Source organism: Sphingomonas sp. GV3 (assembly GCF_031082075.1).
Classification (GTDB): domain Bacteria; phylum Pseudomonadota; class Alphaproteobacteria; order Sphingomonadales; family Sphingomonadaceae; genus Sphingomonas; species Sphingomonas beigongshangi.
Map to the genome: position 1 here is coordinate 1213763 of NZ_JARWLE010000001.1, position 26231 is coordinate 1239993.

The window sequence follows — 26231 nt, forward strand, 5'->3', positions numbered from 1 at the left end:
CATGGCTCCCAATCACGAAACGCAAGGCCAGATCGCCGACATCGTCCACACGGCCGAAGACAAGGCGCGCGATGCCGCGCGCGCGCTCGAAGGAAACCCGATCGGGCTCGTCGCAGGCGGCCTTGCCGTCGGCGCGATCGCGGGCATCCTGATCCCGCGCTCCGCCAAGGAAAAGGAACTGCTCGCTCCGGTCGGACGGACGATCGCCGAGCGTGCCCGCTCGGCAGTCGGTGCCGCCCGGGAAGCGGGCTATCAGGCGCTCGACGAGCGTGGGCTGACGAAGAACGCCGCGCGCGATCAGGTCAAGTCGCTCTTCCAGGGGTTGACCGAGGCGGTCCAGACGGCCGGCTCCGCAGCCGCGGCATCGGCGCGGAACAAGGGCTGAAGGCTCCGCCCCGGCGGTCGACCCGCCGGGGCGGTCAAGGCCTTCAATATTGCGCTGCAACAGGCTAATGGGCGGCGATCCCTCCCTAGCCAGGATTTCGCATGAGCAAGCTTCACCTCGTCTTCGGCGGCCGCGTCACCGATCCGCGTACGCTCGATTTCGCCGATCCCGCCAGCCTCGAAGTCGTCGGGATCTTCCCCGATTATGCCAGCGCCGAGAAGGCGTGGCGTGCGGCCGCACAGCGGACCGTCGACGACGCGGAGATGAAGTTCGTGGTCGTGCACCTCCATCGCTTGCTCGAGCCGGATCTGGTCGCGCCCACGGCGTAATCGCGCACGGCGACGAACGCCGTCGCCGGCACGTTTGGATCATTCGTGCCTCGGCAAGCCCGGCACGAACGGGCAGCGCGGATCGCCCGTCGGGCAAATCGGATGGCGTCAGAACAGCTCGTCGAGACAGCGATGGAATTCAAGCCGTTCCCCATCGAGCGCGGCGATGCCGTAACCGGCCAGAAATCGCGTGGCAGCATCATCGCCGAACTCGCGCAAATTCTGCCACAGGATCGCGATGTCTTGATAGCGGTCTGCAACGCCAAGTCGCCCGACATTGATGCAACCGGTGACCACGCCCGTGGCGTCGATCAACACGTTCCCCAACGAATAGTCGCCGTGCGTGACGACGCCGTGGCGCACCGCCGGTCGTAGCGCCACCAGTCGCTCCCACATTTGAGCGGCGGACCAGCCGGCATGGTCAGGGTCGAAATCCTCATGGTCGACCATCCCTCCATCAATCAACCGGCGAGCGTGCGCCAGACGCACATCCGCGCCGGCTTCGAAGGGGCAATCGGCGATCGGCAAGGCGTGAAGGCGACGCAGGAAGCTGACGAAGGCATCGATGACGGCGGGAAGCATGGCGGGATCGTGCGCGATCCAGTCATCGCCCGTCCGCCCCGCGACGGCCTCAGTCAGCAGCCATGCTTCGCCCGGCCCCCGCATGAAATGGAGCGGCGTTGCGCAGGGAAGGCGGCCGTGCAGCCAGAACAACCGATGCGCCTCGTCGGCGACATCGTCCGCGATGCGTCCCCGACCGAATTTGAGGTAACGCGCCGGCGCGTCGCTGCGGGTCAGGCGTAAGACGCTAGCCCCGGCTTCTCCGCAGAGAACCGGCTCGACCGACCAGCCATCAATCAGGTCTTGGAGGGGACGCGGCACCGACTGCGACACGCCCCCGCCCCGATCAGATGAACTCGATCTTGCTGACCAGATAATAACGGTCGCCCGCGGGCACGGAGACTTCGACCTCGTCCTCGACCTTGCGACCGATCAGCGCGCGGCCGAGCGGCGAGTTGTAGCTGATCCGGCCGGTCTTCGCGTCCGCTTCGGTCTGCCCGACGATCTGGTATTTGACGGGCTTGTCGTCCTCGTCGAGCAGGGTCACGGTCGCACCGAACACGACCTTGTCGCCCGACAGATCCTTGGGATCGATGATCTGGGCGCGGCTGAGCTTGTCCTCGATATCGGCGATCGACGCCTCGATCTGGCCCTGGCGCTCCTTGGCCGCATGATATTCCGCGTTTTCCGACAAGTCGCCGTGCGCACGCGCTTCCTCGATCGCGTCGACGATCTGGGGACGCTCGACTTTCAGACGCTTCAGGTCCTGGGTGAGCTTGTCATAGCCCTCCTGGAGCATCGGCATCTTTTCGACGGTGGCCATAGTCTCGTGTCCCCAAATTCCCTTGCCCCCGTGCGGGCCGGTTACCCGGCCCGCCCGCACGTCACGCCATTATGTCGGAGGATCGATGGTGCGACTGCGAATAGTAGGATTGCAGGGGCCGTACTTCAAGGGAGGCGGTCCCGATCGCCTTGGCGACCTGAAGACTCGCGGGCGCGGTGGTGAAATAGGGGATCTTCTGCCCCAATGCCGCCTGGCGGATCGGCTTGGAATCCTTCAGGCTCTGCCACCCCTCGGTGGTGTTGAAGATCAGCGTCACCTCGCCGTCCATGATCCGGTCCAGGATGTGCGGACGCCCTTGCGCGACCTTGTTGACCTTTTCCACCTCGATGCCCGCGCGGGTCAGGTAATCGGCCGTCCCGCCTGTCGCCAGGATGTGGAAGCCGCGCGCGACGAGTTCGCGTACCGCGGGCACGATATGCGGCTTGTCGGTGTCCTTGACGCTGACGAACGCCGTGCCGCCGGTCGGCAACACGGTGCCCGCGCCGAGCTGCGACTTCATGAACGCGGTGGTGAAATCGGGGTCGATCCCCATGACCTCGCCGGTGGACTTCATCTCGGGCGACAGCACCGGGTCGATGCCGGGGAAACGGTTGAACGGGAACACCGCTTCCTTGACCGCATAATGATCGATGTGGCGGTCGATCGTCGGCAGGTCCTTCAGCTTCTCGCCGGCCATGACGCGGCTGGCGATCTTGGCGATCGGCGTGCCGATCGCCTTGGCGACGAAGGGCACGGTACGCGATGCGCGCGGATTGACCTCGATCAGATAGACGACGCCGTCCTTGACCGCGAACTGGATGTTCATCAGCCCCCTGACGCTCAACGCGCGCGCCAGCGCCTCGGTCTGGCGCTCGATCTCGGCGATCACCTCGGCGGGCAGGCTGTACGGCGGGATCGAGCAGGCGCTGTCGCCCGAATGGACGCCCGCCTCCTCGATATGCTGCAGCACGCCAGCGACCACCACGTCGTCGCCGTCGCAGATCGCATCCACGTCGACCTCGATCGCGTCGCGCAAATACTGGTCGATCAGCACGGGGCTGTCGCCCGACACCTGCACCGCGGTCTGGATGTAATCGTCGAGCTGCTGGATCGAATCGACGATCTCCATCGCGCGGCCACCCAGCACGTAGCTCGGCCGCATCAGCACGGGGAAGCCGATCCGCTCGGCCGCCGCCACCGCCTCGTCGCGGCTGCGCGCCAGACCGTTGGCGGGCTGCTTCAGCCCGAGCTTGTTGACCAGCGCCGCGAAGCGTTCGCGATCCTCCGCCAGGTCGATCGCGTCGGGGCTGGTGCCGAGGATCGGAATGCCCGCCTTTTCCAGCGCGCGCGCCAGGTTGAGCGGCGTCTGGCCGCCGAACTGGACGATGACGCCGACCAGTTCCCCGCGCGACTGCTCGACGTGCAGGATCTCCAGCACGTCCTCGGCGGTCAGCGGCTCGAAATAGAGGCGATCGGACGTGTCGTAATCGGTGCTCACCGTTTCCGGGTTGCAGTTGATCATGATCGTCTCGAAGCCTGCATCCGCCAGCGCGAAACAGGCGTGGCAGCAGCAATAGTCGAACTCGATCCCCTGCCCGATCCGGTTCGGCCCGCCGCCCAGGATCACGATCTTCCTGCGATCGGACGGCTGCGCCTCGTTCTCGGGCTCGCCGAAGCTGGGCGCCTCATAGGTCGAGTACATGTACGGCGTCTTCGCGTCGAACTCCGCGGCGCAGGTATCGATACGCTTGAACACCGGACGCACGCCCAGTTTGTGGCGATGCTCGCGCACCTCCTCCTCGGTGACGCCGCCGGTCATCGCCTTCACCGCCTCGTGGATCAGACCCGATCCACGCGCGATGCCGCGCGCCATGCCGCGCAGATTCGCGGACTGCAGCGCCAGCCACGCCAGCCGCTTGTCGCTGAAGCCCATCGCCTTCAGGCGGCGCATGCCCGCCGCATCGATCGGCAGGCCGTTCTTGCAGACCTCTTCCTCCGCCGCGACGATCTCCCCCAGCCGCTCGACGAACCAAGGGTCGAACTTCGCGATCGCGTGGATCTCGGCGACGGTGAAGCCCTCGCGCAGGGCCTGCGCCGCGACCAGCAGCCGGTCGGGGCTCGCCACCGCCAGCGCCGCCTCGATCTCCTCGCGCGGGGCGCCGGACAGGCGCTCGACGCGGTTGAAGCCGGACAGGCCCGTCTCCAGCCCGCGCAGCGCCTTCTGCATCGATTCGTGGATGTTGCGGCCGATCGCCATCACCTCGCCGACCGACTTCATCGCGGTGCCGAGCACGGCTTCGGCGCCCTTGAACTTCTCGAAGGCGAAGCGCGGGATCTTGGTGACGACATAGTCGATCGTCGGCTCGAACGACGCCGGCGTCGCGCCGGTGATGTCGTTGTCGATCTCGTCGAGCGTATAGCCGACCGCCAGCTTGGCTGCGACCTTGGCGATCGGGAAACCGGTCGCCTTGGACGCCAGCGCCGAAGACCGCGACACGCGCGGGTTCATCTCGATGACGATCAGGCGGCCGTCCTTCGGATTGACCGCAAACTGGACGTTGGAGCCGCCCGTCTCGACGCCGATCTCGCGCAGCACCGCGATGCTGGCGTTGCGCATGATCTGATATTCCTTGTCGGTCAGCGTCAGCGCCGGCGCGACGGTGATCGAATCGCCCGTATGGACGCCCATCGGATCGATATTCTCGATCGAGCAGATGATGATGGCGTTATCCGCGCGGTCGCGGACCACCTCCATCTCATATTCCTTCCAGCCGAGCAGCGACTCCTCGATCAGCACCTCGGTCGTCGGCGAGGCGTCCAGGCCCTTGCGGACCATGTCGACGAACTCGGACCGGTTGTAGACGACGCCGCCGCCGGTGCCGCCGAGCGTGAAGCTGGGACGGATGATCGCGGGCAGGCCGACCTGCTCCAGCCCGGCCAGCGCCTCCTCGACCGTGTGCGCGATCGCCGAGCGGGCGCTTTCCAGCCCGATCCGGGTCATCGCCGCCTTGAACTTCTGGCGATCCTCCGCCTTGTCGATCGCCTCCGCATCCGCACCGATCATCGTCACGCCGAACTTCTCCAGCGTGCCGTCGTGGAACAGCGCCAGCGCGGTGTTGAGCGCGGTCTGCCCGCCCATCGTCGGCAGGATCGCGTCCGGGCGCTCCTTCTCGATGATCTTGGCGACCACCGCCGGGGTGATCGGCTCGACATAGGTCGCGTCCGCGCCCTCCGGATCGGTCATGATCGTCGCCGGATTGCTGTTGACGAGGACGATGCGATAGCCCTCCTCGCGCAGCGCCTTGATCGCCTGCGTGCCCGAATAATCGAACTCGCACGCCTGGCCGATGACGATCGGTCCCGCGCCGATCACGAGGATGGAGGAGATGTCGGTGCGTTTTGGCATTAGTGCCCCTCAAGCGGCGGAACCCCGCCGGTAAACCCAATAATCGCTGACCACTCGGGCCGAAAGCTTGCAGCCACCTTCTGCCCTTGTGCTTCCGAGACATCAGCGACTTCGATGGCCACGGCGCCGTCGTCGCGTCGGTACACGGCAGCCGGCTCGATAACTGCTTCGCGCAACATCGCCAGAACATCGTTGACATGCTCCGGCTTGATGCGGAAGCGCGCCCAAATCATTTCTACAACGACCCCACAAAACGCTCGAACAGATACAGGCTGTCCTGCGGGCCCGGGCTCGCCTCGGGGTGATATTGCACGCTGAACGCCGGACGATCCGTCAGCTCGATCCCCGCGTTAGATCCGTCGAACAGCGACACGTGCGTCTCGCGCGCGTTCGCCGGCAGGCTCTCGCGCTCGACCGCGAAGCCATGGTTCATGCTGGTGATCTCGACCGCACCGTCGGACAGGCGCTTGACCGGATGGTTGGCGCCGCGGTGGCCTTGGAACATCTTGGTGGTGCGCGCGCCGACCGCGAGGCCGAGCAGCTGGTGGCCGAGGCAGATGCCGAACAGCGGCTTCCCCGTATCGAGCAGCTGGCGGATCACCGGCACGGCATACTCACCCGTCGCGGCGGGGTCGCCGGGGCCGTTCGACAGGAAGACGCCGTCCGGTCCCTGCGCCATCACGTCTTCGAACGTCGCGGTGGCGGGCAGCACGGTGACCTTCGCCCCCGCCTGGACAAGGTTGCGGAAGATGTTGTGCTTGCTGCCGTAATCGATTGCGACGACGTGCGGGCGCTCGCCCTCGCCGATGCGATCATAGCCGAAGCCGAGCCGCCACAGGCCGCCTTCGCGCGTCTCGCCCCAGGCATAATGCGTCTCGGTGGACACATCCTTGGCGAGGTCCATGCCTTCCAGCCCCGGCCAGGCGCGCGCCATCTCCAGCAACGCGTCGAGGTCGAAATCGCCGTTCGGGCTGTGCGCGACAACGCCGTTCGGCGCACCGCCAGCACGGATGCGGCGGGTCAGCGCGCGCGTGTCGATGCCCGACAGGCCGATGCGCGCATGCCGCTTCATCCAGCCGTCCAGCCGCTCGACAGCGCGGAAGTTGGACGGTGCGGTCACGTCCTCGCGCACGATCATGCCCAGAGCGTGCGGAGCGTCCGCCTCGATATCGTCGGGATTGGCGCCGACGTTGCCGATATGGGGGAAGGTGAAGGTGATGATCTGCCCCGCGAAGGACGGGTCGGTCATGATCTCCTGATAGCCGGTCATCGCGGTGTGGAAGCACACCTCGCCGACCGCCTGTCCTTCCGCGCCGAACCCGCGACCCCAGGCCACCTCGCCGTTGGCGAGAACCAGAACCCCCGTGGCGCCTTCCGGCTTTTCGGGCATGACGATGGGCTTGGCGTCGGCCATGATGCGGCGGGCACTCCTTATGGGTCGAACAGCAATGTCGCTAAGCCGCGCCCGCTACCCCTCGTATACCCCGCCGTCAACCGGGTGACGTGGCGGCGCGTCTGCGCTACAGTCTCCGCTTTCCCATTCGAACGAGAGCATTTCGCATGATCCGCGACGACATCAAGGCCGCCCAGATCGCCGCCATGAAGGCCGGCGACAAGGACGCACGCGCCGCGATCAGCCTGATCCAGGCCGCGATCAAGAACCGCGACATCGAGGTCCGCACGCAGGGCCCCGTCGCCGACGACGACGCGCTGGTGGTCGAAGTATTGCAGAAGATGGTCAAGCAGCGTCGCGAATCGATCGCCATGTATGAAAGCGGCGGCCGCCAGGAACTCGCCGACGCCGAGAAGGCGGAGGTCGCGGTGATCGAGCGGTTCCTGCCTGCGCAGATGAGCGAGGAAGAGACCAAGGCCGCGATCGAGTCGATCAAGGCGGACCTGGGCGCGACGGCCATGAAGGACATGGGCCGCGTGATGGCCGAGCTGAAGGCGCGCCACGCCGCCAGCCTCGACATGAGCAAGGCGAGCGGCTGGGTAAAGGCGGCGCTGTCCTGACAATCGCAGGCGGCAGGTCCAAGCCCTGCCGCCTCCTGTCGCGTCAGAGGGTGCGGATGATGCCGGAGAAGTCGGTGCCGCCCTCGCCCTTCGCGACGAACGCCTCGTAGAGTTCGGCCGCACGGCTGCCCATCGGCGTGGCGGCACCCGCATCCGCGGCCGCCTCCATCGCGAGGCGCAGGTCCTTGAGCATCAACGCAGCCGCGAAGCCGCCCTGATAGTCCCGATCGGCGGGGGTTTCCGGCCCGACGCCGGGCACGGGGCAATAGGTCGTCATCGACCAGCTCTGCCCCGAGCTTACCGACGAAATGTCGTAGAAGGTCTGCAGGTCCAGACCCAGCCGCTCGGCGAGCCGGAATGCCTCGCAGGTCGCGACCATCGTCGCTCCGAGCAGCATGTTGTTGCACATCTTCGCCGCCTGCCCGGCGCCGCTTCCGCCGGCATGGATCACCGTCTTGCCCATATCCGCCAGGAACGGTTGCGCGCGCGCGAAACCGTCGTCGCTGCCGCCGACCATGAAGGTCAGCGTGCCGGCCGCCGCGGCCGCGATCCCGCCGGACACGGGCGCATCGACCGCGACAAGACCGTTCGTCGCCGCCTGTTCCGCCAGCCGCCTAGCGGTCGCGACGTCGATCGTCGAACAGTCGATCAGGATCGCCGAGGGCGCGGCCTGGCCGAAAACCGCCTCTGCATAGACGCCTTCGACGTGTTTGCCGGCGGGTAGCATGGTGATCACCGCTTCCGCCCCCTCGACGGCAGACGCGGCATCGTCGACCGGCAGGCAACCCGCGGCCCTCGCCTTGTCCAGCGCGTCCGCGCTGAGGTCGAAGGCGCGCACGTCGTGCCCCTTCTTCGCCAGGTTCGCGGCCATGCCGCCACCCATGTTGCCCAGACCGATGAACGCGACCCGTGCCATATCTGCCTCTCCTTATCGTTATCGGCGGCGTTACTGCCGCAGCAGGTCGCGCCCGACGATCATCCGCATCACCTGGTTGGTACCCTCCAGGATCGAATGGACGCGCAGGTCGCGCCAGAATCGCTCGATCGGATAATCCTTGAGATAACCGTAGCCGCCATGAAGCTGCAGCGCGCGATCGACGATCGCCGAGCCGCTGTCGGTCGACAGCCGCTTCGCCATCGCGGAGAAGCGCGACTTGTCCGGCGCATTCGCGGTCACCTTTGCCGCGGCGAGGTAGAGCAGCGCACGCGCTGCCTCCAGGTCGGTCGCCATGTCGGCAAGCATGAACTGCGTGTTCTGGAAGTCGGCGACGGGCTGGCCGAACTGCTGCCGTTCCTTGGTGTAGCGGATCGCCTCGTCCAGGCAGCGCTGCGCCCCGCCCAACGAACAGGCGCCGATGTTTAGCCGCCCGCCGTCGAGCCCCGCCATCGCGATGCGGAACCCCTCGCCCTCCGCACCGACCAGATTGGCGACGGGCACGCGGCAATCCTCGAAGATGACCTGCGCGGTCGGCGAGGCATTCCAGCCGAGCTTCTTCTCGGGCGCGCCGAACGACAGGCCGGGCGTGTCCTTCTCGACGACGATCGCGCTGATCCCGCGGCTTTTCTCCTCCCCCGTCCGCACCATGCAGACGTAGAGGTCGTTGTAGCCCGCGCCTGAGATGAACTGCTTGGTCCCGTTCAGCACGTAATGATCGCCGTCGCGCCGCGCGCTGGTCTTCAGCGCCGCCGCGTCCGAGCCGGAGCCGGGCTCGGTCAAGCAATAGCTCCCGATCGTCTCCATCGTGACGAGGCCGGGCAGGTAGCGCGCCTTGACGTCCGCCGAGCCGAAACGATCGATCATCCAGGCGGCCATATTGTGGATCGAGATGAAGGCGCTGGTCGCCGGACACCCATAGGCCATCGCCTCCATCACCAGCGCCGCCTCCAGCCGCCCGAGCGCGATCCCGCCCGATTCCTCGCTGACGTAGATCGCGCCGAAGCCGAGCTCCCCCGCCGCCTTCCACACGTCGACGGGATAATGGTGCTTCTCGTCCCACTCCGCCGCGAACGGCGTGATGCGGTCGGCGGTGAAGCGGCGCGCGAGTTCCTGGATCTCGCGCTGGTCGTCGGTGAGGTCGAACTGGTTCGTCATGCCGGGCACTTCTGGTAACGGGTGGCGCCGACGCGGTCGGCGGGGGCGGTGACATCGCGGACGAGGACGCGACCGTCGTCCTTGAGCGTCAGGATCGTGGGCTCGGACCAGCTCATCCCCTCGCCGCTCATCGGCAGGTCGAACAGGATGCGGTCCGCGCCCTCGCGGCGAATCCGCGTCGCGGTGCCGCGCGACTCGTAGAAGGAGAGCCGGTCGCCCGCAATCGTCAGCAGCCCCTTGGTGTCGGCGCGCTTGGGGTCGCAGTCGTTCGCGACCATGCCCCATCGCCCCTGGAAGGCGGCGGGGATCGCCTTAAGCGCGACCGGCGACGGCAGTGTGACGGGCAGCAGCGCGTTGTCGGGATCTTCGGTCAGCTTCGCCGGTGGTTCCGCCTGGGCGGTCGCGGCCTGCTGGCTGTTGTTGCCCGCCCCGCCCCCGCCTCCGCAGGCGGCGACCGGCAGGGCGAGCATGAGCGCGAAGCAAAGCGTCGGAGCGCGCATCATCCTACCCCATGGTCGGAATGACGAAGGCATCCTGGATGCGGCTCGGGCCGCCATCCTCGCTGCCCGGCGACAAGGCGGAGCCGTCGGGCCAGCGTTGCGTCACCGTCTTGACCTTGGTCCAGAAGCGCACGCCCTCGGTGCCGTGCTGGTTGACGTCGCCGAACGCGCTCCGTTTCCAGCCGCCGAAGGTGTGATAGGCGACCGGCACCGGGATCGGCACGTTGATGCCGACCATCCCGACATTGACCCGCGCCGCAAATTCGCGCGCGGCATGGCCGTTGCGGGTGAAGATCGCGACGCCGTTGCCATATTGATGCTCGCTGGGCAGCCGCAGCGCGGTCTCGAAATCGGGCGCGCGCACGATCTGGAGCACGGGACCGAAGATCTCCTCCTGGTACGAGCGCATCTGCGGCGTCACGCGGTCGAGCAGCGTCGGCCCCACGAAGAAGCCGTCCTCATGGCCCTGGAGCGTGAAGCCGCGCCCGTCGACCACCAGCTCCGCGCCCTCGTCGACCGCGGTGCCGATCCAGTTTTCGACGCGCGTCTTGTGTGCGGCATTGATCACCGGTCCGTAATGCGCCTCCGCGTCGGTCGACACGCCGACCCGCAGCGCGCGGATCGCCGGCACCAGCTTGTCGCGCAGGGCGTCGGCGGTCCGCTCGCCGACGGGAACGACGACCGGCAGCGCCATGCACCGCTCCCCCGCCGAGCCGAACGCCGCGCCCGCCAGATCGGCGACGACCTGGTCGAGGTCGGCGTCCGGCATGACGATGCCGTGGTTCTTGGCACCGCCCATCGCCTGGACGCGCTTGCCTGCCTCGACGCCGCGGCGATAGACGTAGTGCGCGATGTCGGAGGAACCGACGAAGCTGACCGCGCTGATCGCGGGATGGTCGAGGATCGCGTCGACCATCTCCTTGTCGCCATGGACGACCTGCAGGATCCCCTCGGGCGCGCCCGCCTCCAGCATCAGTTCGGCAAGGCGGACCGGCACCGAGGGATCGCGCTCGCTCGGCTTGAGGATGAACGCATTGCCGCACGCGATGGCGACGCCGAACATCCACATCGGGATCATCGCCGGGAAGTTGAACGGCGTGATGCCCGCGCCGATGCCCAGCGGCTGGCGCATCGAATAGACGTCGATCCCCGGCCCCGCGCCCTGGGTATATTCGCCCTTGAGCACATGCGGGATGCCGCAGGCGAATTCGATCACCTCCAGCCCGCGCTGGATGTCGCCCTTGGCGTCGGCGATGACCTTACCGTGCTCGGAGGATAGCAGATGCGCCAGGCTGTCCATCTCGCGCTCGACCAGTTCCTTGAAGCGGAACATGACGCGCGCGCGCCGCTGCGGGTTGGTCGCGGCCCAGCCCGGCTGCGCGGCCTGCGCGGCGGCGATCGCCCGGTCCAGGTCCGCCTGGCCACCCAGCGACACGCGCGCCTGGACCTGGCCGGTGTTGGGATCGAAAACGTCGCCGGCGCGGGCAGCGGAACCGCCGCCGGCATGCCCGACGATGAGATGGTCGATCTGACGCATGACTCTCTCCTTTTGCGCCAAGCTGCCGCGAAAAGCGCCCCGCGACAACCGCTGGACGCGCAGCCCTGGCCTGCAATAGTGCAGCCAGATGAACTGGGACGACCTGCGCATTCTCCTTGCCGTCTCGCGCCACGGCCTGATCGCGCGCGCGGCGAGCGAACTGGGGACGGACCCGACGACAGTAAGCCGCCGGCTGCAGCGGCTGGAAAAGGCCTGCGGGCAGACGCTGCTGGAACGCCATCGCAGCGGCCCCAGACTCACCGCGGCGGGCCGTAGGCTCGCCGACAGCGCGGCCGCGATGGAAGCGGCGTCGCTGGGCAGCGGCGCGGCGGACCCTCATGCAGGCCGCTCCGTCGTCCGCGTCAGCACGGCCGAGGGATTCGGCACGTGGTTCGTCGCCGAGCATCTCGCCTCGTTCCTCGAGGCGCATCCATCCGTTCATGTCGAACTGGTCGCGTCGAGCGGCTTTCTCAGCCCCTCGCGGCGCGAGACCGACATCGCCATCCTGCTCGCCAAGCCGCGCCGGGGCCCGCTGATGATCCGGAAGCTCAGCCCCTATGTGCTGCGCCTCTACGCCAGCCGCGACTTCCTCGACCGCGCCGGCCCGGTGACGCAGGTCGCGGACCTGCGCGCCCACCCGTTGGTCGGCTATGTCCCGAACATCCTCTACGCGCCGGAACTCGACTATCTCGACGAGATCGGCGCGGGCCTGAGCGCATCGGTAACGTCAAGCAGCATCAATGCCCAGCATCGCCTGGTCGCGGCCGGCGCGGGGATCGGCGTGCTGCCGTGCTTCATCGGCGACATGGATGCCGGGCTCGTCGCCGTCCTGCCGGACCGCGCGATCGAACGCGCCTTCTGGCTTTCCGTCCACCGTGACGTCCGCGAGCGTCCGCAGGTCCGGCAATTCCTCGACTGGCTCGCCGAGGTCGTCGCGCGCCACAAAGGGCTACTCCTCGGCCACGCCTCGCGGCGATAAGCCCGCGCCCGCCCGCGAAGCCCGCACCCGCCCGCGCGCTCCGTGGTTCGCGCGCGCGATGGTGGCGCGGGTCAATCCGCTTCGATGGTATACGATTTGCCGCAACGGATTTCCGCCACCTGCGCGGTTTTAGCAAACTCCTACTCATTCGCTTAGCGCAACGACCAAGAATTGAGAAAAACATTTTCTCGCCGCGCTCCTAATGTCCGACCCACGCAACGGGGGATTCGGCAGCTGGTGAATACACCCGCGCCGAATATCGGTGTCGTGCGAAATATTGGGGGATTAAATGAAGAGAATGAATTTCTTGCGGCGTCTTCTTGTGACCTCCGCCGCAGCCGTGTCGACTTGCGCGCTAGCCGGCCCTGCCTTTGGCCAGGCGGCATATCAGTCCTGGTGGTTTAAGGACGGCACGCTGTATATGACCGGTTCGGAAACCAGTTGGGAGGCCGACTTTCTCGAACTCTACTTCAGCGAGGCTGCAAAGCGCGGCATCACGATCAACCGGGTCGTGCTGCGCGACAATCCCGGCGGCATCGCCCTCGGTGGCCTCTTGATGGCCGACTATTTCTTGAAGCACAACGTCACGGTGGTCGTCGACGGCGGCTGCTATTCGGCCTGCGCCTTCGCCCTGATCGGGTCGCCAAATCGCGGCATCGCCGATGCGTCCCAGCGGCCGACCATCTACGACGGGTTCGGCCCCGCGACCATCATCGGCTTTCACGGCGGTTCGGCAGAAGGGCAAGTTCTTTCCTCCGGATGGCAGGACGCGTTGCTCGACTATCTGTCGGAGCCGCTGGCCAGGCTGCCGCAGTCGCTGCGCGACCGTATCGTGTACGCCGTCCACCATATGAAGGACTCGCAGGCGTTCCTGCGCTATCAGGATCCCGCAGGGAATCTCGAGGGCAATCCCGTCACATCCTATTGCGATACCGGCGACGGTTGGCACAGCGGCACCCTGTCCGGCTGCATTACTTACAACGGCGTCGACATGCGCAACGACGGGCTGATCACTATGCCCGGCTATCAGACGATGGACGACATCCTGAAGATCACCGGCAGGGTGAAGGGCGATCTGAATCCCAATTTCAACGCCACGACCGCCGATGCCTTCTTCAAAGGGCAATACGGACAGATCACCGTCGACACCGGCGGCCGGTGGGATCTGGATACCACCAGCGGCGCCTATACCGTCTGGGTCAAGACTGGCGTTCTGAACATCCAGAAGGGCGGCTACCTCCACAACGGACAGATCGTCGCCGACCGGGGCATCATCAACCTGGATGGCGGCACCATCACCACCAACAACGAGGAAAGGCTATACGGGAACTTTGACCCCGGCCTTCTGGGTCCTCTGTTGCTCCTTAAGAACCTTGCAACGCTGTCCGGTTCGGGACGGATTGCCGGCTACAGCGTTCTCGCCGGAACGATTCTGCCGACCGCCCTCGAATTTCACGTGCCGTCGAGCGATGTCGAATCCCCCATTCGGGCCGACGTCAGCGGCCTGCCCCGTTACAAGACGGAGTTGCGTCCCACGTCGCAGACGATCTTCCAGGTATCACCGGCGACGACGAAGGCGGCTCTCACCAATTATCAGGAGCGCGTCTGGCTCGCCTCCGGCTCGCGACTGAAAGACGGAGGCGATCCGCTAAACTTTGGAGACTATATCAATATTCTTCGATCATACAACGTCGTGGCGCCGATCAGCATCTTCCCCGGCGCCACGGTCGGCGCCAATTTCGCGCAGGGCTTCTACCGTCCGGGCCAGGTCATCCCGCTGATGCAGGGCGTGATCGATTCGCGCGACAAGCCAATGCCACGGAATTGTATCGATCAAATCGCGATCGGCTACGCCGGATGCGAATTTGGTGGGGTTGGAACGACGGTTCCGTTCTATGACGATCCTTACATCGTCCCGAACTTCTTCCGGGGTCGATTCGGATATTTTCTGCGTGATGGTGAAAAGATCGCGCTCGACACGACCCGATTGTCGCAAATCGTGACCGCGAAGAAGGGCAGCATGCTCGGCTTCGATCTTGTCTACACGCCGATGGCGGCCGTTCAGGGGTTCAGTGCGACGCAGCAATACTTCAACGCCACCGACGACGGCTTCTCGTCGCTGTCGCTGGTGGCGCGGCCGGCGTTCGAGGATACGTCGGTGTTCGCCAATGCGGCGTCGGGCGACGGGCTGGGCAAGGCGCTGCGCACCGCCTCCAATCTGTCGACGCCCGGCAACGCGGAGCTGCTCGGCGCGCTGCAATTCTCCACCTTCGACCAGGCGCGTGCCGCCTCGGGCGACCTGCGCGGGGACGGCCATGCGACGCAGGTGCTCGCCGACCGCGCGATCCTCGACAGCGTCGCGCAGGTGCAGGACAGCCGCATCGCCGATCTACGCGGCGGCCGCTTCGACACGCCGACGGTCGCGGGCGAGGTCAGCGCGACCGCGCTCTCGCGTATCCCCGGCACCACGGATGCCGCCATCGGCGCGCTCGTCGATGCCATCCCCGACGCCCCCGTCGCGCTGGCCGGCGCCGGCGACGTCAATCTGTCGCAGTCGCTCGACGCGGCGGCGACCCCGGCGACGGCAGACGCCGCATCCCAGGCGGACGGCGCTGCCCAGGCCACCGGCGGAGCGGGCGACGGCGCGACCGACGCAGCACCCGTCGCGCGCACCGGCCGCAGCTGGGCGCGCGTGCTCGCGGGCCGGACCAAGGTCGGCGCCGGCGGCGGCGTGCGTGCGCTGCGCTCCGACTATGTCGGCGTCGTCATGGGCTATGACGTCACGCCCAATGACGGCGACGTCTCCCTTGGCGGGTCGCTGTCCTACGTCACCGCCGATTCGGCTGCGGGCGGCTACGCCTATCGCGACCATCTGAAGGGCTATGGCGCCAGCATCTTCGGCGTCGTGCGCCACAAGCTGGGCTCGGTCGCGCTGCAGGGCTCGGTGACGCGCATCGACCATGCCAGCAACCGCCTGGTCAGCGGCATCGACGGCATCGCGGGCGTCAACCGCGGCACGCTGTCGCGTACCGCCGTCTCCGCGCAGCTCGACAACGTGCTGAGTGCAAAGGGCAAGAAGGGGCTGACGATCGACGCCTACATCCCCGTCGTCACCTATCGCTCGCTGTCGGGCGGCAGCACCGTGGAAAGCGGCTCGCCCGCCGCCCTGGCGGTGGCCGGCACCACCTTCCAGTCGATCCAGGTCGGCGCCGGCGGCGGCATCGCCTATCGCATGCCGCTCAAGGGCCAGGGTTCGATCACGCCCTTCGCCCGCGTGTCCTACAGCCACGAACTGGGCGACACCAACGCCGCGCTGTCCGGCGCCTTCGCGACCCAGGCCGACGTGCCCTTCGCGATCCGTTCGCAGACCCTCGGCCGCGACGCCGCGCGGATCGCCGCCGGCGTCACCACCGCCGCCTCCGACCAGCTGAAGATCACGCTCACCTACCAAGGCGCCTTCCGCGACAACCTGCGCGACCATGCCGGCCTGATCGGTATTGCCGCGCGGTTCTGATCGGTCCACAACAGACTCATCGGGAGCAATGACACGACGCAGGGGGTAGAACCATGGTCCGGCACCACAAACTCTCCACTCCGGACCCCGTTCTGCCCCTCGCCGTCCCTCCGCAGCGATCAACGCGGGACGACGAGGTGCGACGCCTCGACCGGCTCGAGGTGGCAATTCTGAAACTGCTTCAAAAGGATTGCGAGATCAGTCTGGCGGATCTCGCGGAACGGGTCGGATCGACCCCGACGCCCTGCTGGCGACGCATCGACCGGATGACGCGCGAAGGCATCATCCGCCGGAAGGTCGCGCTGCTCGACCCGGCCAAGCTTGGCCTGAGCGTCCAGGTCTATGTGATGATCAAGATCGATGCCGACGGCCGCCTCAACCTAGACCAGGTCTCGGAGCAACTGTGCCGGATGGACGAGGTCGTCGAATGTCACATGCTGATGGGCTCGTTCGATTTCCTCCTTCGCGTGATGGTCGTCGATATGGAGGAATACCTCCAATTCCTGCGCGAAAAGCTCAACAAAGTACCCTATCTGTCGGAGGTCAGCAGCATCGTCTCGCTCAAGCAGGTGAAGAGCGTGACGGAAGTGCCGCTGATGTGATCGCGTGGCTGGCGGAAGGTTCGTCCAGCTTTACCGTGCGTCGGACGGGCCGGATGCCGCCCATCCCGCCCAGGCAGTCTTGCGATGCGGTCGGTCGCTCCCCGGCGGGTATGCTCCGCTTCCTACCCGACCGCGCGCACGGTCGAGGCGCGCGTCCGATGGATACGGTTCCGCTCGACCGAACCGCCGCATTCTGACAAACGCATGCGATGGTTCTGTTCGCGTATCCCGGGAGGCATGGCAAAGACGGCGTCCGCGCGCCCTTCCAGGATCGCCGGCGCCCGGGCGAACGCCTCGGCCCGGTGAAGCGAGAAACGCTGCATCGCGCATCGATGATCAGCACCGCGGACCTGCCACCGGCGGCGCGCATCGTCACGGGTGCGGCATGAGCCTTTCGCCCGCCTTCCTCGACGAGCTACGCGCGCGGACCTCGCTGTCGGCGTTGGTCGGCAAGACGGTCAAGCTGCACAAGGCTGGGCGCGAGCACAAGGGATGCTGCCCGTTCCATAACGAGAAGACGCCGAGCTTCTACGTCAACGACGACAAGGGCTTCTACCACTGCTTCGGCTGTTCGGCGCACGGCGACGCGATCCGCTGGATGACCGACCAACGCGGCCTGCCGTTCATCGATGCGGTCAAGGAACTGGCGCAGGCGGCCGGCATGGAGATGCCGGCGCAGGATCGACGCGCCGCGCAGAAGGCGGAGAAGGCCAAGGGTCTGCACGAGGCGATGGGCGATGCCGCCAGCTGGTTCAGCGAGCAGCTGAACGGCATGGAGGGGGCGGACGCGCGCGCCGTGCTGGCGAAGCGCGGCGTGTCCGCGCAGACCGCGCGCGCGTTCGGCATGGGCTATGCCCCCGACAGCCGCGGCAAGCTGAAGGCGGCGCTCAAGGATTATGGCGATCCGGCGCTGATCGACTGCGGGTTGCTGATCCAGGTGGAGGGCAAGGAGCCCTATGACCGGTTCCGCGGCCGGCTGATGATCCCGATCCGCGACGCGCGCGGCAGGACCATCGCCTTCGGCGGTCGGGTGATCGGCGATGGCGAACCCAAATACCTGAATTCGCCCGACACACCGCTGTTCGACAAGGGGCGTACGCTCTACAATATCGATCGCGCCGCGCCGGCCGCGCGCAAGGCGAACCGCGTGCTCGTCGTCGAAGGCTATATGGACGTGATCGCGCTCGCCCAGGCGGGAATCGCGGAGGCTGTCGCGCCGCTGGGCACCGCCTTGACGGAGCACCAGCTGGAACGGCTGTGGCGGATGGTCGACGTGCCGATCCTGTGCTTCGACGGCGATGCCGCGGGGCAGAAGGCAGCCCTGCGCGCCGCCGGCCGCGCGCTGCCCCTGCTCGCCCCGGGGCGCAGCCTGCGCTTCGTGACGCTGCCGCAGGGCCAGGACCCCGATGATCTGGTCAAGGCCGGTGGCGCGGGCGCGATGGAGGCGCTGCTGGCGGAGACCCAGCCGCTGGTCGATCGGCTGTGGCAAAGCGAACTTGCCGCCGAACCGCTCGACACGCCCGAACAGCGTGCGGGGCTGAAACAGCGGCTGCACGATCTCGCTGCGACGATCGCGCATCATGGCGTCCGCATCGAATATGAGAGCGAGTTCAAGCGTCGCTTCTACGAGCATTTCAAGCCGCAGCCGCGCGCGTTCGTCCCCTTCGATCAGCGGCCGCGCGGCCGGCGCGATGCGAAGGGCAATTGGAAACAGCCTGCGGCCCCGGTCACCGACGATGCCAAGGCGATCCGCGCCGTCGGCCTCGACCGCGTGCTCGCGAAAGCGGTGCTCGCCGGATTGATCCGCCACCCGGTGGAGATCGCACGGCACATGGAGGTGCTGGGCAGCCTCCGCATGGCGGATGGCGCACTTGGCCGATTGTTCGAAGCGGTCGTCGACGTCGCGCTCGAGGACAGGGCGCTTGATAGCGCAGCCTTGCGTACCATATTGGCGAACAGCGGTTTCGATTCAGTCGCGAGCGACCTGCTGAGAGCCGATACGATGCCCTATTCGTTTACGCGCAATGGCGGTGATCCGGTGCGTGCCCGGGCCGATCTGGACGAGGCGATCGCGATCCTGGTCGCTCAGCCGGAAGTGGAACAGGCGCTGGGCGAAGCGACGGCGGCAATGCAGCGGCATTTCACCGACGATGCGTTCGAACGGCAGGTGGCATTGGTGAAAGAGAAACAGGCGTTGGAGCTTCGACTTGCAAATCTGGTGCAGTCGAACGAAGACGCCCGAGCATTTGGGTCCGAGGACAATTGATGGCGAAGGCGAACATGGCGGCGGACGCGACCGATACGGCTGATACGGGCGACGCGCCGCTGATCGACCTCAACGATGCGTCGGTCAAGAAGCTGATCGCGCGCGCGAAGAAGCGCGGGTACATTACCTACGACCAGCTGAACGAGGCGATCCCGCAGGGTGAGATGTCGAGCGACCAGCTCGAGGACATCATGTCGGCGCTCAACGAGATGGGCGTCAACATCGTCGAGAATGAAGAGCAGGGCGAGGACGGGGAATCCGAGGAGGATTCCAACGACGGCGACGAGGCGACCGAGGTCGATTCCGACGGCGCCGGCGGTCCTGCACCGGAAACGAAGAAGAAAGAGACGGTCGATCGCACCGACGATCCCGTTCGCATGTACCTGCGCGAGATGGGCGCGGTCGAGCTGCTGTCGCGCGAAGGCGAGATCGCGATCGCCAAGCGTATCGAAGCTGGTCGCGACACGATGATCCTCGGCCTGTGCGAATCGCCGATCACCTTCAACGCGATCATCGACTGGTCGACCGCGCTCAACGAGGGCACGATGCAGTTGCGCGAGATCCTCGATCTCGACGCGATGCTGTCCAAGGGGCCGTCGGCCGAGCAGGTCGAGGGTGCCGAGGACGATACCGGCGAGATCAGCGAGAGCGCCGCAGGCCCCTCCTTCAAGGAAGAGGAAGAGCCCGAGGAGGTTTCTGCCGACGAGGACGAGGAGGGCGGCGAGCGCCGTCCGCGCGCCACCGAGGACGAGGACGAGGACAATACCCTCAGCCTCGCGCAGATGGAGGAGACGCTCAAGCCGCAGGCGCTCGAGAAGTTCGCCAATATCACGGCGATCTACAAGAAATTCGCCAAGGTGCAGCAGAGCCGTCTCGATGCCATGGCGGCGGGTGCAGAACTGTCGGCGGCCGACGAGCGCAAGTACCAGAAGCTGCGCGAGGAGCTGACGGCGGAGGTCGAAAGCGTCCAGTTCCATCAGGCGAAGATCGAGTATCTCGTCGACCAGCTCTATGCCTACAACCGACGCCTGACCGCGCTTGGCGGGCAGATGCTGCGCCTCGCAGAGCGACACAAGGTCAGCCGTAAGGACTTCCTCGACCGCTATATGGGACAGGAGCTGGACGAGAACTGGCTCGACACCGTTCGCGGCCTCGACAAGAAGTGGGGCAATTTCGCAGCGAACGAGGCGGATGCCGTCGATCGCATCCGCACCGAGATTAGCGATATCGCGCAGCAGACCGGCATGGCGCTGAGCGAGTTCCGCCGCATCGTCAATATGGTTCAGAAGGCGGAGCGCGAGGCCCGGATCGCCAAGAAGGAGATGGTCGAGGCGAATCTGCGGCTCGTCATCTCCATCGCTAAGAAATACACGAACCGCGGCCTGCAGTTCCTCGACCTGATCCAGGAGGGCAACATCGGCCTGATGAAGGCGGTCGACAAGTTCGAGTATCGCCGCGGTTACAAGTTCTCGACCTACGCGACCTGGTGGATCCGCCAGGCGATCACCCGCTCGATCGCCGATCAGGCGCGGACGATCCGCATCCCGGTCCATATGATCGAGACGATCAACAAGCTGGTCCGCACCAGCCGCCAGTTCCTGCACGAGCAGGGCCGCGAGCCCACGCCCGAGGAAATGGCGGAGCGCCTGAGCATGCCGCTCGAAAAGGTGCGCAAGGTGATGAAGATCGCGAAGGAGCCGATCTCCCTCGAAACGCCGATCGGCGACGAGGAGGACTCGCATCTCGGCGACTTCATCGAGGACAAGAATGCGGTCATCCCCGTCGACGCGGCGATCCAGGCGAACCTCAAGGAAACGGTCACCCGTGTCCTCGCCTCTTTGACCCCGCGCGAGGAGCGCGTGCTGCGCATGCGCTTCGGTATCGGCATGAACACCGACCACACATTGGAGGAAGTGGGCCAGCAGTTCTCGGTCACCCGCGAACGTATCCGGCAGATCGAGGCGAAAGCCCTGCGCAAGCTCAAGCACCCGAGCCGCAGCCGCAAGATGCGCTCGTTCCTGGATCAGTAACTCCCTTCGTCCGGCTTCCGGTCGGATGAGCTACGAACGGCGCCCGCCCGGTCGATGGACCGGGCGGGCGTTCGTTTGTCCAAACACGATGGCGACAGGAGCCGCACGCTGGCACCGATAACCGGCATGAAAGCACTTTCGCTATTGCAAGTTATTCGCATTCCTCGGTAGACGGCCCGTGCCCGCCGCAAGGAACGTTTCCTTCTCCATGATTGCCGATCGCCAGTATCCGCCTCGACGCCCACTGGGCGCAGCGTGGCTTGCGATCTCGGCACGCGCGTTCACTGCCCTTGTCGGAGGCTATCTGGCGGCGGCAGCGCTCGCGACCCTGCTCGCGCGGCTGCTGCCGGGGGCAAGGGCGGAGGCGACGCTGTGGGCACTGCTGCTCAGCCCCCTGCTGTACGTCATTGCAGGCCTCTGGGCTTTTCACGAGCCAAGGCTGACCCGGGTTCTTGCCATCATGTGGGGCGGCACGCTCCTCGCCGACGGGGCGATTGCACTGCTTGGCATGGGGTCGTGACCATGTCGCTGCGTCGAACGATGGCATGGATTCACGGCTGGCTGGGCCTTCTGGCGGGGTGGCTGCTGTTCGCAATGTTCCTGACGGGCACCGCCAGCTATTTCAGGCCGGAGATCACGCGCTGGATGCAGCCGGAACTGGCTATGCGCCCCGTCTCTGCCACGCACGCAGCAGCGGCCGCAGTGTCCTACCTCCAGCGCGTCGGTTTCGACGATACCTTATGGTACGTCTACCTTCCCGATTCGCGGACCAACGTCACCCGCGTGTTCGCGCTTCCCGCGTCGAAGCCGGGCGCGCCCCGCCACGATCAGGACCTGGTGCTCGATCCAGCGACCGGACATCCGGTCCGTGCGCGGGAGACACTGGGGGGCGAGCATTTCTACCGCTTCCATTTCCAGCTCGAGCTCCCCTATCCGCTGGGCCGGTGGGTCGCCGGGGCGTGCGCGATGTTCATGCTGGGCGCGATCGTGTCGGGGGTCATCACCCACAAAAGGATATTCGCCGACCTGTTCACGCTACGCTGGAACAAGGGGCAGCGCAGCTGGCTGGATGCGCATAACGTCTCTGCCGTTCTCGCCCTGCCCTATCATGCGATGATCACCTACACCGGCCTGCTGACGCTGATCGCCATGTACATGCCCTCGCCGATCGCCACCAATTACGCGAGGCCGGCCGATTTCGATCGGGAGGTATATGGTACGCCAGCCGAGATCGCGCCGACGGGTCGCCGTGCACCGCTGGTCGCCATCGCGCCGCTTGCCGACGATGCGGCGCGGCGCTGGAAAGCACCACCGGCGACGATGATCGTGCAGCATCCCAATGACGCGGCGGCGCGGGTCACCTTCATCCGATCGACGCTCGGCACCCTCAACGCCGGCGCGGCGACGCTGACCTATTCCGGCGCGACCGGGCAGCTGCTCGGCCGAACCGGCGGCGGGACAGGCGCCGCGGCATCGACGGCTGGCACGATGCTGGGCCTCCATGTCGCGCACTTCGCCGGACAGGACCTGCGCTGGGCCTTATTCTGCCTGGGACTTACCGGGACGGCGATGGTCGGCACGGGGCTGCTGCTCTGGACGGCGGCGCGGCGGCGGGCGGGCGCGGTGCCCTTTCCGGGCCTGTGGCTGGTCGAGCGGCTCAATATCGCGACGATCGTCGGCACGCCGATCGGCATGGCGGCCTATCTGCTGGCCAACCGCCTGATCCCCGCCGGGGCGCCGGGGCGCGCCGACATTGAGGTGCAGGCGATGTTCTGGTCTTGGGGCGTCGTCGCGGTCGCCCAATGCGCACGCCCGGTGCGCCGCGCCTGGACGGAGGGACTGGCCTGCGCGGCCACCGCCTTTGCCGCAGTCCCGCTGGCCAACGCGCTCACCACCCATCACGGCCTGCCCGGGTCGCTGATCGAGGGAGATTTCGTCTTCGCCGGCTTCGACGCGGCGATGATCGCCATGGCGTCGCTGTTCGCGCTGGCAAGCTGGCGCTCGCTGTCGACGGGGAAGCCCCTCCTCTCGAAGCGTGTACGCCAGGGAGCGGACCGTGCTTGAGACCGCGGTCATCACGGCCTGTGCCTGGCTGTTGCTGGCGGGAGCGTCCTTTCGGCATCGGCACGCGACGGGCGAACCGGGGCGGCGGGCGATCCTGCTTCTCCGCCTCGGCGGCTGGACGATCCTGGCAGCGGCGCTGATGCGAAGCGGCACCGACATCGGCGGCGAGCGCATCGTGCGGATGCTCGCGTCGGCGTCGCTGTCCGGAGGGGCGGTGGTGCTGGCGCTGTCGGTGCGGCCGGCGGTGGTGCTGGCGCCCGTACGCCTGCTGCTGGGCCTGTCGCGCCGCACCGAGGCGACCAGCGTCGCCGCCGCTTCGCGCTGACACGAAAAGGGCGCGGGAGGCATCCCCCCGCGCCCTCTCGTTACCCTGCCGGAAGGACCGGCGGCCCGATCACTCGGCGGCCGCGGTGCCCTTGGCCGGACGCGTGTCGCGACGCTCGGCGATACGCGCCGACTTACCGGTGCGGCCACGCAGGTAATAGAGCTTGGCGCGACGCACCGCACCCTTGCGGACCACCTCGATCGAATCAATGTTCGGCGAATAGAGCGGGAAGACACGCTCGACGCCCTCGCCGAAGCTGATCTTGCGGACGGTGAACGAGGAGCCCATGCCCTTGTTCGAGCGCGCGATGCACACGCCCTCGTAGTTCTGGACGCGGGTACGCTCGCCCTCGACGACCTTCACGCCGACCTTCAGCGTGTCGCCCGGACGGAATTCGGGGATCGCGCGCTTGGCGGTCAGCTTTTCGATCTGCTCGGCTTCGAGCTGCTGGATCAGGTTCATGTCACATCATCCTTCATGCGCCGCGCGCCAGAGGGAGACTGGACCCGAGCGCCCTCATGGCGCTCCCATAAGTCCGGCCTCCTTAGCCGTGTGTCGGTCTCGGCCATCGACTGACGCCAGGCCGCGATCCTCGCATGATCCCCCGATCGCAGCACTTCGGGGATCGTGCGCCCTTCCCATTCATAGGGGCGGGTATATTGCGGATACTCGAGCAGCCCCGTTTCGAAGCTCTCGTCATCCCCGCTGGAAGCCGCGCCCATTACGCCGGGAAGCAGCCGGATGCAAGCGTCGAGCAGCACCAGCGCCCCCATCTCGCCCCCCGACAGGATATAGTCGCCGATCGACACCTGTTCGATGCTGCGCGCCTCCAGCAGCCGTTCGTCGAACCCTTCGAACCGGCCGCACAGCACGACGACGCCGGGGCCGGCGGCGAGCTGCCGCACCCGCGCCTGGGTGAGCGGCGCGCCGCGCGGGGTCATGGCGAGGACGGGCCGGCCATCGGCGACGCTGTCCACCGCCGCGGCGAGCACGTCGGCGCGCAGCACCATCCCCGCCCCGCCGCCCGCCGGTGTATCGTCGACCGACCGATGCCGGTCGGTCGCGAAGTCGCGGATCTGCACCGCCTCGCACGACCAGCCGCCCTCACGCAGCGCACGGCCGGCGAGCGACACGCCAAGCGGGCCGGGGAACATCTCCGGGTACAAAGTGAGGACAGTCGCGGCGAAGATCATTGGGTCCAGTTTTCCACGGCGAGGTCCGGAATGTCGGCGAAGTCGGCTTCGTTGTTGGTGACAATCGTCATGCCGAGCGCCAAGGCGTGCGCGGCGATGAGCCGATCGAGCCGCCGCCGCCTGAATGGAATCTCTGGAAAGCGACGGGCCTCCGCCACGGTGAAGGGCAGCGGCGCAATGACGTCGAGCAGGCGACTCAACGCGGCTTTTTCCTGAGCATCGACGATGCCGTACAGCGTTTCCGCCACGCACAGCGCTGATGTCGCCACGGTCCCCGGCTCATGCTCTTCGACACGATCACGAAGTCGTTCGCTGACCCCGCCGATGAGATAGACGAGGATGTTGGTGTCAAGAAGGTATCGCGGGTTCGTCATGGGCGAAGCAGCTTGCCTTCCCAATCCAGGTCGCGTGGCGCCATCTCCAACCGCTCGGCCGGCCTGATCCCCGGACACGAACCCCAGATGCCGGTCAGGTCGATCTTCTTCGCCACAACCGGCGCCGGTTCGGCGACGAAGCCGCCCTGCTCCTCGCGCAGCACCATCTCGTCGCCTTCCTTCAGCCCCAGTGCCTTGGGCAGGCGGAGCGCCACCGAATTCCCCGATTTGAACACCTTGGCGCGATATTCGTTACCCATGGCGACCTCCGTATCTACAGGATGTATATACATGCGTGCAGCGGTTCAAGCGTGATGGACGATTGCATCATCATCGGCGCCGGCCCGGCCGGGCTGACCGCCGCAATCTATCTGGCGCGGTTCCATCTTTCGATCCGGCTGTTCGACAGCGGATCGAGCCGCGCGGCGATGATCCCGTGCACGCACAACCACGCGGGCTATCCGGAGGGGATCGCGGGCAAGGAGCTGCTGCGGCTGATGCTCGCGCAGGCGGAGCGCTACGGCGCGGTGCGCGAGCCGGTGAAGGTCATCGCGATCGAGCGGGACGGCGACGACTTCGTCGTGCGGACCGATCACGGCACCTATCCCGCGCGTACCGTCCTGCTGGCGACGGGCGTGGTGAACCACCGCCCCGCGGGGCTGTTGCCGGAGGTGCACGACCCGGCGCTGGAACGGGGCCTGCTTCGCTATTGCCCGATCTGCGACGGATATGAGGTGACCGATCGGCGCGTCGGGGTGATCGGTACCGGCGACCATGGCATGCGGGAGGCGCTGTTCCTGCGTGGCTATACGCGCGACGTGACGCTGATCGCGCCGGAGGCAGGCCACGAACTGGACGACAGCTGTGCGCGGGCGCTCGACGAGGCCGGTATCGCCAGGGTCGACGGCCCGTGCGGCGGCTGGGCTATCGAAGGCGCGCAGCTGGCGCTCGATACCGCCGGCGGGCGCATGGCGTTCGACAGCATCTATCCCGCGCTCGGCTCGCGCATCCGGTCGCACCTGGCAGTGGCAGCGGGCGCCCGCGCCAATAACGAGGGATGCCTGGAGGTCGACGATCACCAGCGCACCAGCATTCCTGGCCTGTTCGCGGCAGGCGATGTGGTGAAGGGGCTGGACCAGATCAGCCATGCGATGGGCGAGGCCGGGGTCGCAGCGACGACGATCCGCAACCTGCTGAACCAACGGCAGCCGATCCGAAGATGACAAAAGCGTTAGAAA

General features: G+C 66.7%; 26 protein-coding genes. 12 read left to right on the top strand and 14 right to left on the bottom strand.

All coding sequences use genetic code 11. From position 1 onward, the window contains the following. The first annotated feature begins 1 nt into the window (after window position 1). Together RF701_RS05525 and RF701_RS05530 are read left to right on the top strand one after the other, a co-directional pair. On the top strand, window positions 2–385 hold the full coding sequence (locus tag RF701_RS05525; RefSeq protein WP_203310804.1) for a hypothetical protein: 384 nt from the start codon (window positions 2–4) through the stop codon (window positions 383–385). Window positions 386–486: 101 nt separating this feature from the next. Next, window positions 487–714 carry a DUF4170 domain-containing protein gene (locus RF701_RS05530; RefSeq protein WP_203310803.1) on the top strand — a complete coding sequence of 76 codons (228 nt, stop codon included), beginning with the start codon at window positions 487–489 and terminating at the stop codon, window positions 712–714. 108 nt (window positions 715–822) lie between these two features. Here the strand turns inward: RF701_RS05530 and RF701_RS05535 are convergent, their stop codons facing one another. The 5 genes from RF701_RS05535 to carA all read right to left on the bottom strand — a co-directional run bounded on the left by RF701_RS05535 (window position 823) and on the right by carA (window position 6918). Next, window positions 823–1608, bottom strand: coding sequence for an APH(3') family aminoglycoside O-phosphotransferase (locus RF701_RS05535; protein WP_308814364.1), 786 nt, complete (start codon window positions 1606–1608; stop codon window positions 823–825). 13 nt (window positions 1609–1621) lie between these two features. After that, complete coding sequence (greA, locus tag RF701_RS05540; protein ID WP_210357949.1) at window positions 1622–2098, bottom strand: transcription elongation factor GreA; 477 nt, start codon at window positions 2096–2098, stop codon at window positions 1622–1624. A 61-nt stretch (window positions 2099–2159) separates the two neighbouring features. Further along, the gene (carB, locus tag RF701_RS05545; RefSeq protein ID WP_308814365.1) at window positions 2160–5504 is read right to left on the bottom strand and encodes a carbamoyl-phosphate synthase large subunit; all 3345 of its coding nucleotides are present in this window, start codon (window positions 5502–5504) and stop codon (window positions 2160–2162) included. Beyond that, a complete protein-coding gene (locus RF701_RS05550) occupies window positions 5504–5737 on the bottom strand; it encodes a hypothetical protein (protein ID WP_308814366.1) in 234 nt (77 codons plus the stop codon). The genes carB and RF701_RS05550 overlap by 1 nt, the downstream gene beginning before the upstream one ends. 2 nt (window positions 5738–5739) lie before the next feature. After that, window positions 5740–6918, bottom strand: coding sequence for a glutamine-hydrolyzing carbamoyl-phosphate synthase small subunit (gene carA / locus RF701_RS05555; protein WP_308814367.1), 1179 nt, complete (start codon window positions 6916–6918; stop codon window positions 5740–5742). 146 nt (window positions 6919–7064) lie between these two features. On the opposite strand from carA, the gene RF701_RS05560 reads away from it, so the two are divergent. After that, window positions 7065–7517, top strand: coding sequence for a GatB/YqeY domain-containing protein (locus RF701_RS05560; protein WP_308814368.1), 453 nt, complete (start codon window positions 7065–7067; stop codon window positions 7515–7517). A 43-nt stretch (window positions 7518–7560) separates the two neighbouring features. Here the strand turns inward: RF701_RS05560 and mmsB are convergent, their stop codons facing one another. Genes mmsB through RF701_RS05580 form a run of 4 tightly spaced genes read right to left on the bottom strand, consistent with a single transcriptional unit; the run spans window position 7561 to window position 11646 of the window. Beyond that, window positions 7561–8433 (bottom strand): 3-hydroxyisobutyrate dehydrogenase, encoded by an 873-nt coding sequence (gene mmsB, locus RF701_RS05565; RefSeq protein WP_308814369.1) that lies wholly within the window; start codon window positions 8431–8433, stop codon window positions 7561–7563. Window positions 8434–8463: 30 nt separating this feature from the next. Further along, window positions 8464–9609 (bottom strand): acyl-CoA dehydrogenase family protein, encoded by a 1146-nt coding sequence (locus RF701_RS05570; protein WP_210357954.1) that lies wholly within the window; start codon window positions 9607–9609, stop codon window positions 8464–8466. Continuing rightward, a complete protein-coding gene (locus RF701_RS05575; protein WP_308814370.1) occupies window positions 9606–10109 on the bottom strand; it encodes a hypothetical protein in 504 nt (167 codons plus the stop codon). The genes RF701_RS05570 and RF701_RS05575 overlap by 4 nt, the downstream gene beginning before the upstream one ends. Before the next feature lie 4 nt (window positions 10110–10113). Continuing rightward, on the bottom strand, window positions 10114–11646 hold the full coding sequence (locus RF701_RS05580; protein ID WP_308814371.1) for a CoA-acylating methylmalonate-semialdehyde dehydrogenase: 1533 nt from the start codon (window positions 11644–11646) through the stop codon (window positions 10114–10116). A gap of 88 nt (window positions 11647–11734) precedes the next feature. Here RF701_RS05580 and RF701_RS05585 point away from each other — a divergent pair, with 88 nt between their 5' ends. From RF701_RS05585 to RF701_RS05595, 3 genes are all read left to right on the top strand, one after another. Further along, window positions 11735–12625, top strand: coding sequence for a LysR family transcriptional regulator (locus RF701_RS05585; protein ID WP_308814372.1), 891 nt, complete (start codon window positions 11735–11737; stop codon window positions 12623–12625). A 421-nt stretch (window positions 12626–13046) separates the two neighbouring features. Then, window positions 13047–16139: an autotransporter outer membrane beta-barrel domain-containing protein gene (locus RF701_RS05590; protein WP_308814373.1), complete on the top strand. Its 3093-nt coding sequence runs from the start codon at window positions 13047–13049 to the stop codon at window positions 16137–16139. Window positions 16140–16192: 53 nt separating this feature from the next. Then, window positions 16193–16741: an Lrp/AsnC family transcriptional regulator gene (locus RF701_RS05595; protein ID WP_308814374.1), complete on the top strand. Its 549-nt coding sequence runs from the start codon at window positions 16193–16195 to the stop codon at window positions 16739–16741. A 122-nt stretch (window positions 16742–16863) separates the two neighbouring features. Here the strand turns inward: RF701_RS05595 and RF701_RS05600 are convergent, their stop codons facing one another. Continuing rightward, window positions 16864–17064, bottom strand: coding sequence for a hypothetical protein (locus RF701_RS05600; RefSeq protein WP_308814375.1), 201 nt, complete (start codon window positions 17062–17064; stop codon window positions 16864–16866). A 62-nt stretch (window positions 17065–17126) separates the two neighbouring features. Here RF701_RS05600 and dnaG point away from each other — a divergent pair, with 62 nt between their 5' ends. From dnaG to RF701_RS05625, 5 genes are all read left to right on the top strand, one after another. Next, window positions 17127–19007 carry a DNA primase gene (gene dnaG / locus RF701_RS05605; RefSeq protein WP_308814376.1) on the top strand — a complete coding sequence of 627 codons (1881 nt, stop codon included), beginning with the start codon at window positions 17127–17129 and terminating at the stop codon, window positions 19005–19007. Then, a complete protein-coding gene (gene rpoD / locus RF701_RS05610; RefSeq protein WP_308814377.1) occupies window positions 19007–21037 on the top strand; it encodes an RNA polymerase sigma factor RpoD in 2031 nt (676 codons plus the stop codon). The genes dnaG and rpoD overlap by 1 nt, the downstream gene beginning before the upstream one ends. A 208-nt stretch (window positions 21038–21245) precedes the next feature. Further along, on the top strand, window positions 21246–21557 hold the full coding sequence (locus tag RF701_RS05615; RefSeq protein WP_308814378.1) for an iron transporter: 312 nt from the start codon (window positions 21246–21248) through the stop codon (window positions 21555–21557). A 2-nt stretch (window positions 21558–21559) separates the two neighbouring features. After that, a complete protein-coding gene (locus RF701_RS05620; protein ID WP_308814379.1) occupies window positions 21560–23101 on the top strand; it encodes a PepSY-associated TM helix domain-containing protein in 1542 nt (513 codons plus the stop codon). Continuing rightward, window positions 23094–23426 carry a hypothetical protein gene (locus RF701_RS05625; protein ID WP_287977943.1) on the top strand — a complete coding sequence of 111 codons (333 nt, stop codon included), beginning with the start codon at window positions 23094–23096 and terminating at the stop codon, window positions 23424–23426. The genes RF701_RS05620 and RF701_RS05625 overlap by 8 nt, the downstream gene beginning before the upstream one ends. A gap of 69 nt (window positions 23427–23495) precedes the next feature. Here RF701_RS05625 and rplS read toward each other — a convergent pair whose 3' ends face one another. From rplS to RF701_RS05645, 4 genes are read right to left on the bottom strand one after another with little or no spacing between them, the layout of a single operon-like run. Then, on the bottom strand, window positions 23496–23888 hold the full coding sequence (rplS, locus tag RF701_RS05630) for a 50S ribosomal protein L19 (RefSeq protein WP_043060011.1): 393 nt from the start codon (window positions 23886–23888) through the stop codon (window positions 23496–23498). Next, entirely contained in the window at window positions 23885–24619 is a 735-nt protein-coding gene (gene trmD, locus RF701_RS05635) for a tRNA (guanosine(37)-N1)-methyltransferase TrmD (RefSeq protein ID WP_308814380.1), read from the bottom strand. The genes rplS and trmD overlap by 4 nt, the downstream gene beginning before the upstream one ends. After that, window positions 24616–24993: a type II toxin-antitoxin system VapC family toxin gene (locus RF701_RS05640; protein WP_210357965.1), complete on the bottom strand. Its 378-nt coding sequence runs from the start codon at window positions 24991–24993 to the stop codon at window positions 24616–24618. The genes trmD and RF701_RS05640 overlap by 4 nt, the downstream gene beginning before the upstream one ends. Further along, window positions 24990–25253: an AbrB/MazE/SpoVT family DNA-binding domain-containing protein gene (locus RF701_RS05645; protein WP_203310783.1), complete on the bottom strand. Its 264-nt coding sequence runs from the start codon at window positions 25251–25253 to the stop codon at window positions 24990–24992. The genes RF701_RS05640 and RF701_RS05645 overlap by 4 nt, the downstream gene beginning before the upstream one ends. A 54-nt stretch (window positions 25254–25307) precedes the next feature. On the opposite strand from RF701_RS05645, the gene RF701_RS05650 reads away from it, so the two are divergent. Then, window positions 25308–26216: an NAD(P)/FAD-dependent oxidoreductase gene (locus RF701_RS05650; protein WP_308815617.1), complete on the top strand. Its 909-nt coding sequence runs from the start codon at window positions 25308–25310 to the stop codon at window positions 26214–26216. The last annotated feature ends 15 nt before the right edge of the window (window positions 26217–26231 follow it).

Excerpts from the sequence above, each read along its gene's own strand:
- RF701_RS05525 (WP_203310804.1), top strand. The coding sequence starts at position 2 with ATGGCTCCCAATCACGAAACGCAAGGCCAGATCGCCGACATCGTCCAC.
- RF701_RS05530 (WP_203310803.1), top strand. The coding sequence starts at position 487 with ATGAGCAAGCTTCACCTCGTCTTCGGCGGCCGCGTCACCGATCCGCGT.
- greA (WP_210357949.1), bottom strand. The coding sequence starts at position 2,098 with ATGGCCACCGTCGAAAAGATGCCGATGCTCCAGGAGGGCTATGACAAG.
- carB (WP_308814365.1), bottom strand. The coding sequence starts at position 5,504 with ATGCCAAAACGCACCGACATCTCCTCCATCCTCGTGATCGGCGCGGGA.
- RF701_RS05550 (WP_308814366.1), bottom strand. The coding sequence starts at position 5,737 with ATGATTTGGGCGCGCTTCCGCATCAAGCCGGAGCATGTCAACGATGTT.
- carA (WP_308814367.1), bottom strand. The coding sequence starts at position 6,918 with ATGGCCGACGCCAAGCCCATCGTCATGCCCGAAAAGCCGGAAGGCGCC.
- RF701_RS05560 (WP_308814368.1), top strand. The coding sequence starts at position 7,065 with ATGATCCGCGACGACATCAAGGCCGCCCAGATCGCCGCCATGAAGGCC.
- mmsB (WP_308814369.1), bottom strand. The coding sequence starts at position 8,433 with ATGGCACGGGTCGCGTTCATCGGTCTGGGCAACATGGGTGGCGGCATG.
- RF701_RS05570 (WP_210357954.1), bottom strand. The coding sequence starts at position 9,609 with ATGACGAACCAGTTCGACCTCACCGACGACCAGCGCGAGATCCAGGAA.
- RF701_RS05575 (WP_308814370.1), bottom strand. The coding sequence starts at position 10,109 with ATGCGCGCTCCGACGCTTTGCTTCGCGCTCATGCTCGCCCTGCCGGTC.
- RF701_RS05580 (WP_308814371.1), bottom strand. The coding sequence starts at position 11,646 with ATGCGTCAGATCGACCATCTCATCGTCGGGCATGCCGGCGGCGGTTCC.
- RF701_RS05585 (WP_308814372.1), top strand. The coding sequence starts at position 11,735 with ATGAACTGGGACGACCTGCGCATTCTCCTTGCCGTCTCGCGCCACGGC.
- RF701_RS05590 (WP_308814373.1), top strand. The coding sequence starts at position 13,047 with ATGACCGGTTCGGAAACCAGTTGGGAGGCCGACTTTCTCGAACTCTAC.
- RF701_RS05595 (WP_308814374.1), top strand. The coding sequence starts at position 16,193 with ATGGTCCGGCACCACAAACTCTCCACTCCGGACCCCGTTCTGCCCCTC.
- RF701_RS05600 (WP_308814375.1), bottom strand. The coding sequence starts at position 17,064 with ATGCAGCGTTTCTCGCTTCACCGGGCCGAGGCGTTCGCCCGGGCGCCG.
- dnaG (WP_308814376.1), top strand. The coding sequence starts at position 17,127 with ATGAGCCTTTCGCCCGCCTTCCTCGACGAGCTACGCGCGCGGACCTCG.
- rpoD (WP_308814377.1), top strand. The coding sequence starts at position 19,007 with ATGGCGAAGGCGAACATGGCGGCGGACGCGACCGATACGGCTGATACG.
- RF701_RS05615 (WP_308814378.1), top strand. The coding sequence starts at position 21,246 with ATGATTGCCGATCGCCAGTATCCGCCTCGACGCCCACTGGGCGCAGCG.
- RF701_RS05620 (WP_308814379.1), top strand. The coding sequence starts at position 21,560 with ATGTCGCTGCGTCGAACGATGGCATGGATTCACGGCTGGCTGGGCCTT.
- rplS (WP_043060011.1), bottom strand. The coding sequence starts at position 23,888 with ATGAACCTGATCCAGCAGCTCGAAGCCGAGCAGATCGAAAAGCTGACC.
- trmD (WP_308814380.1), bottom strand. The coding sequence starts at position 24,619 with ATGATCTTCGCCGCGACTGTCCTCACTTTGTACCCGGAGATGTTCCCC.
- RF701_RS05640 (WP_210357965.1), bottom strand. The coding sequence starts at position 24,993 with ATGACGAACCCGCGATACCTTCTTGACACCAACATCCTCGTCTATCTC.
- RF701_RS05645 (WP_203310783.1), bottom strand. The coding sequence starts at position 25,253 with ATGGGTAACGAATATCGCGCCAAGGTGTTCAAATCGGGGAATTCGGTG.
- RF701_RS05650 (WP_308815617.1), top strand. The coding sequence starts at position 25,308 with ATGGACGATTGCATCATCATCGGCGCCGGCCCGGCCGGGCTGACCGCC.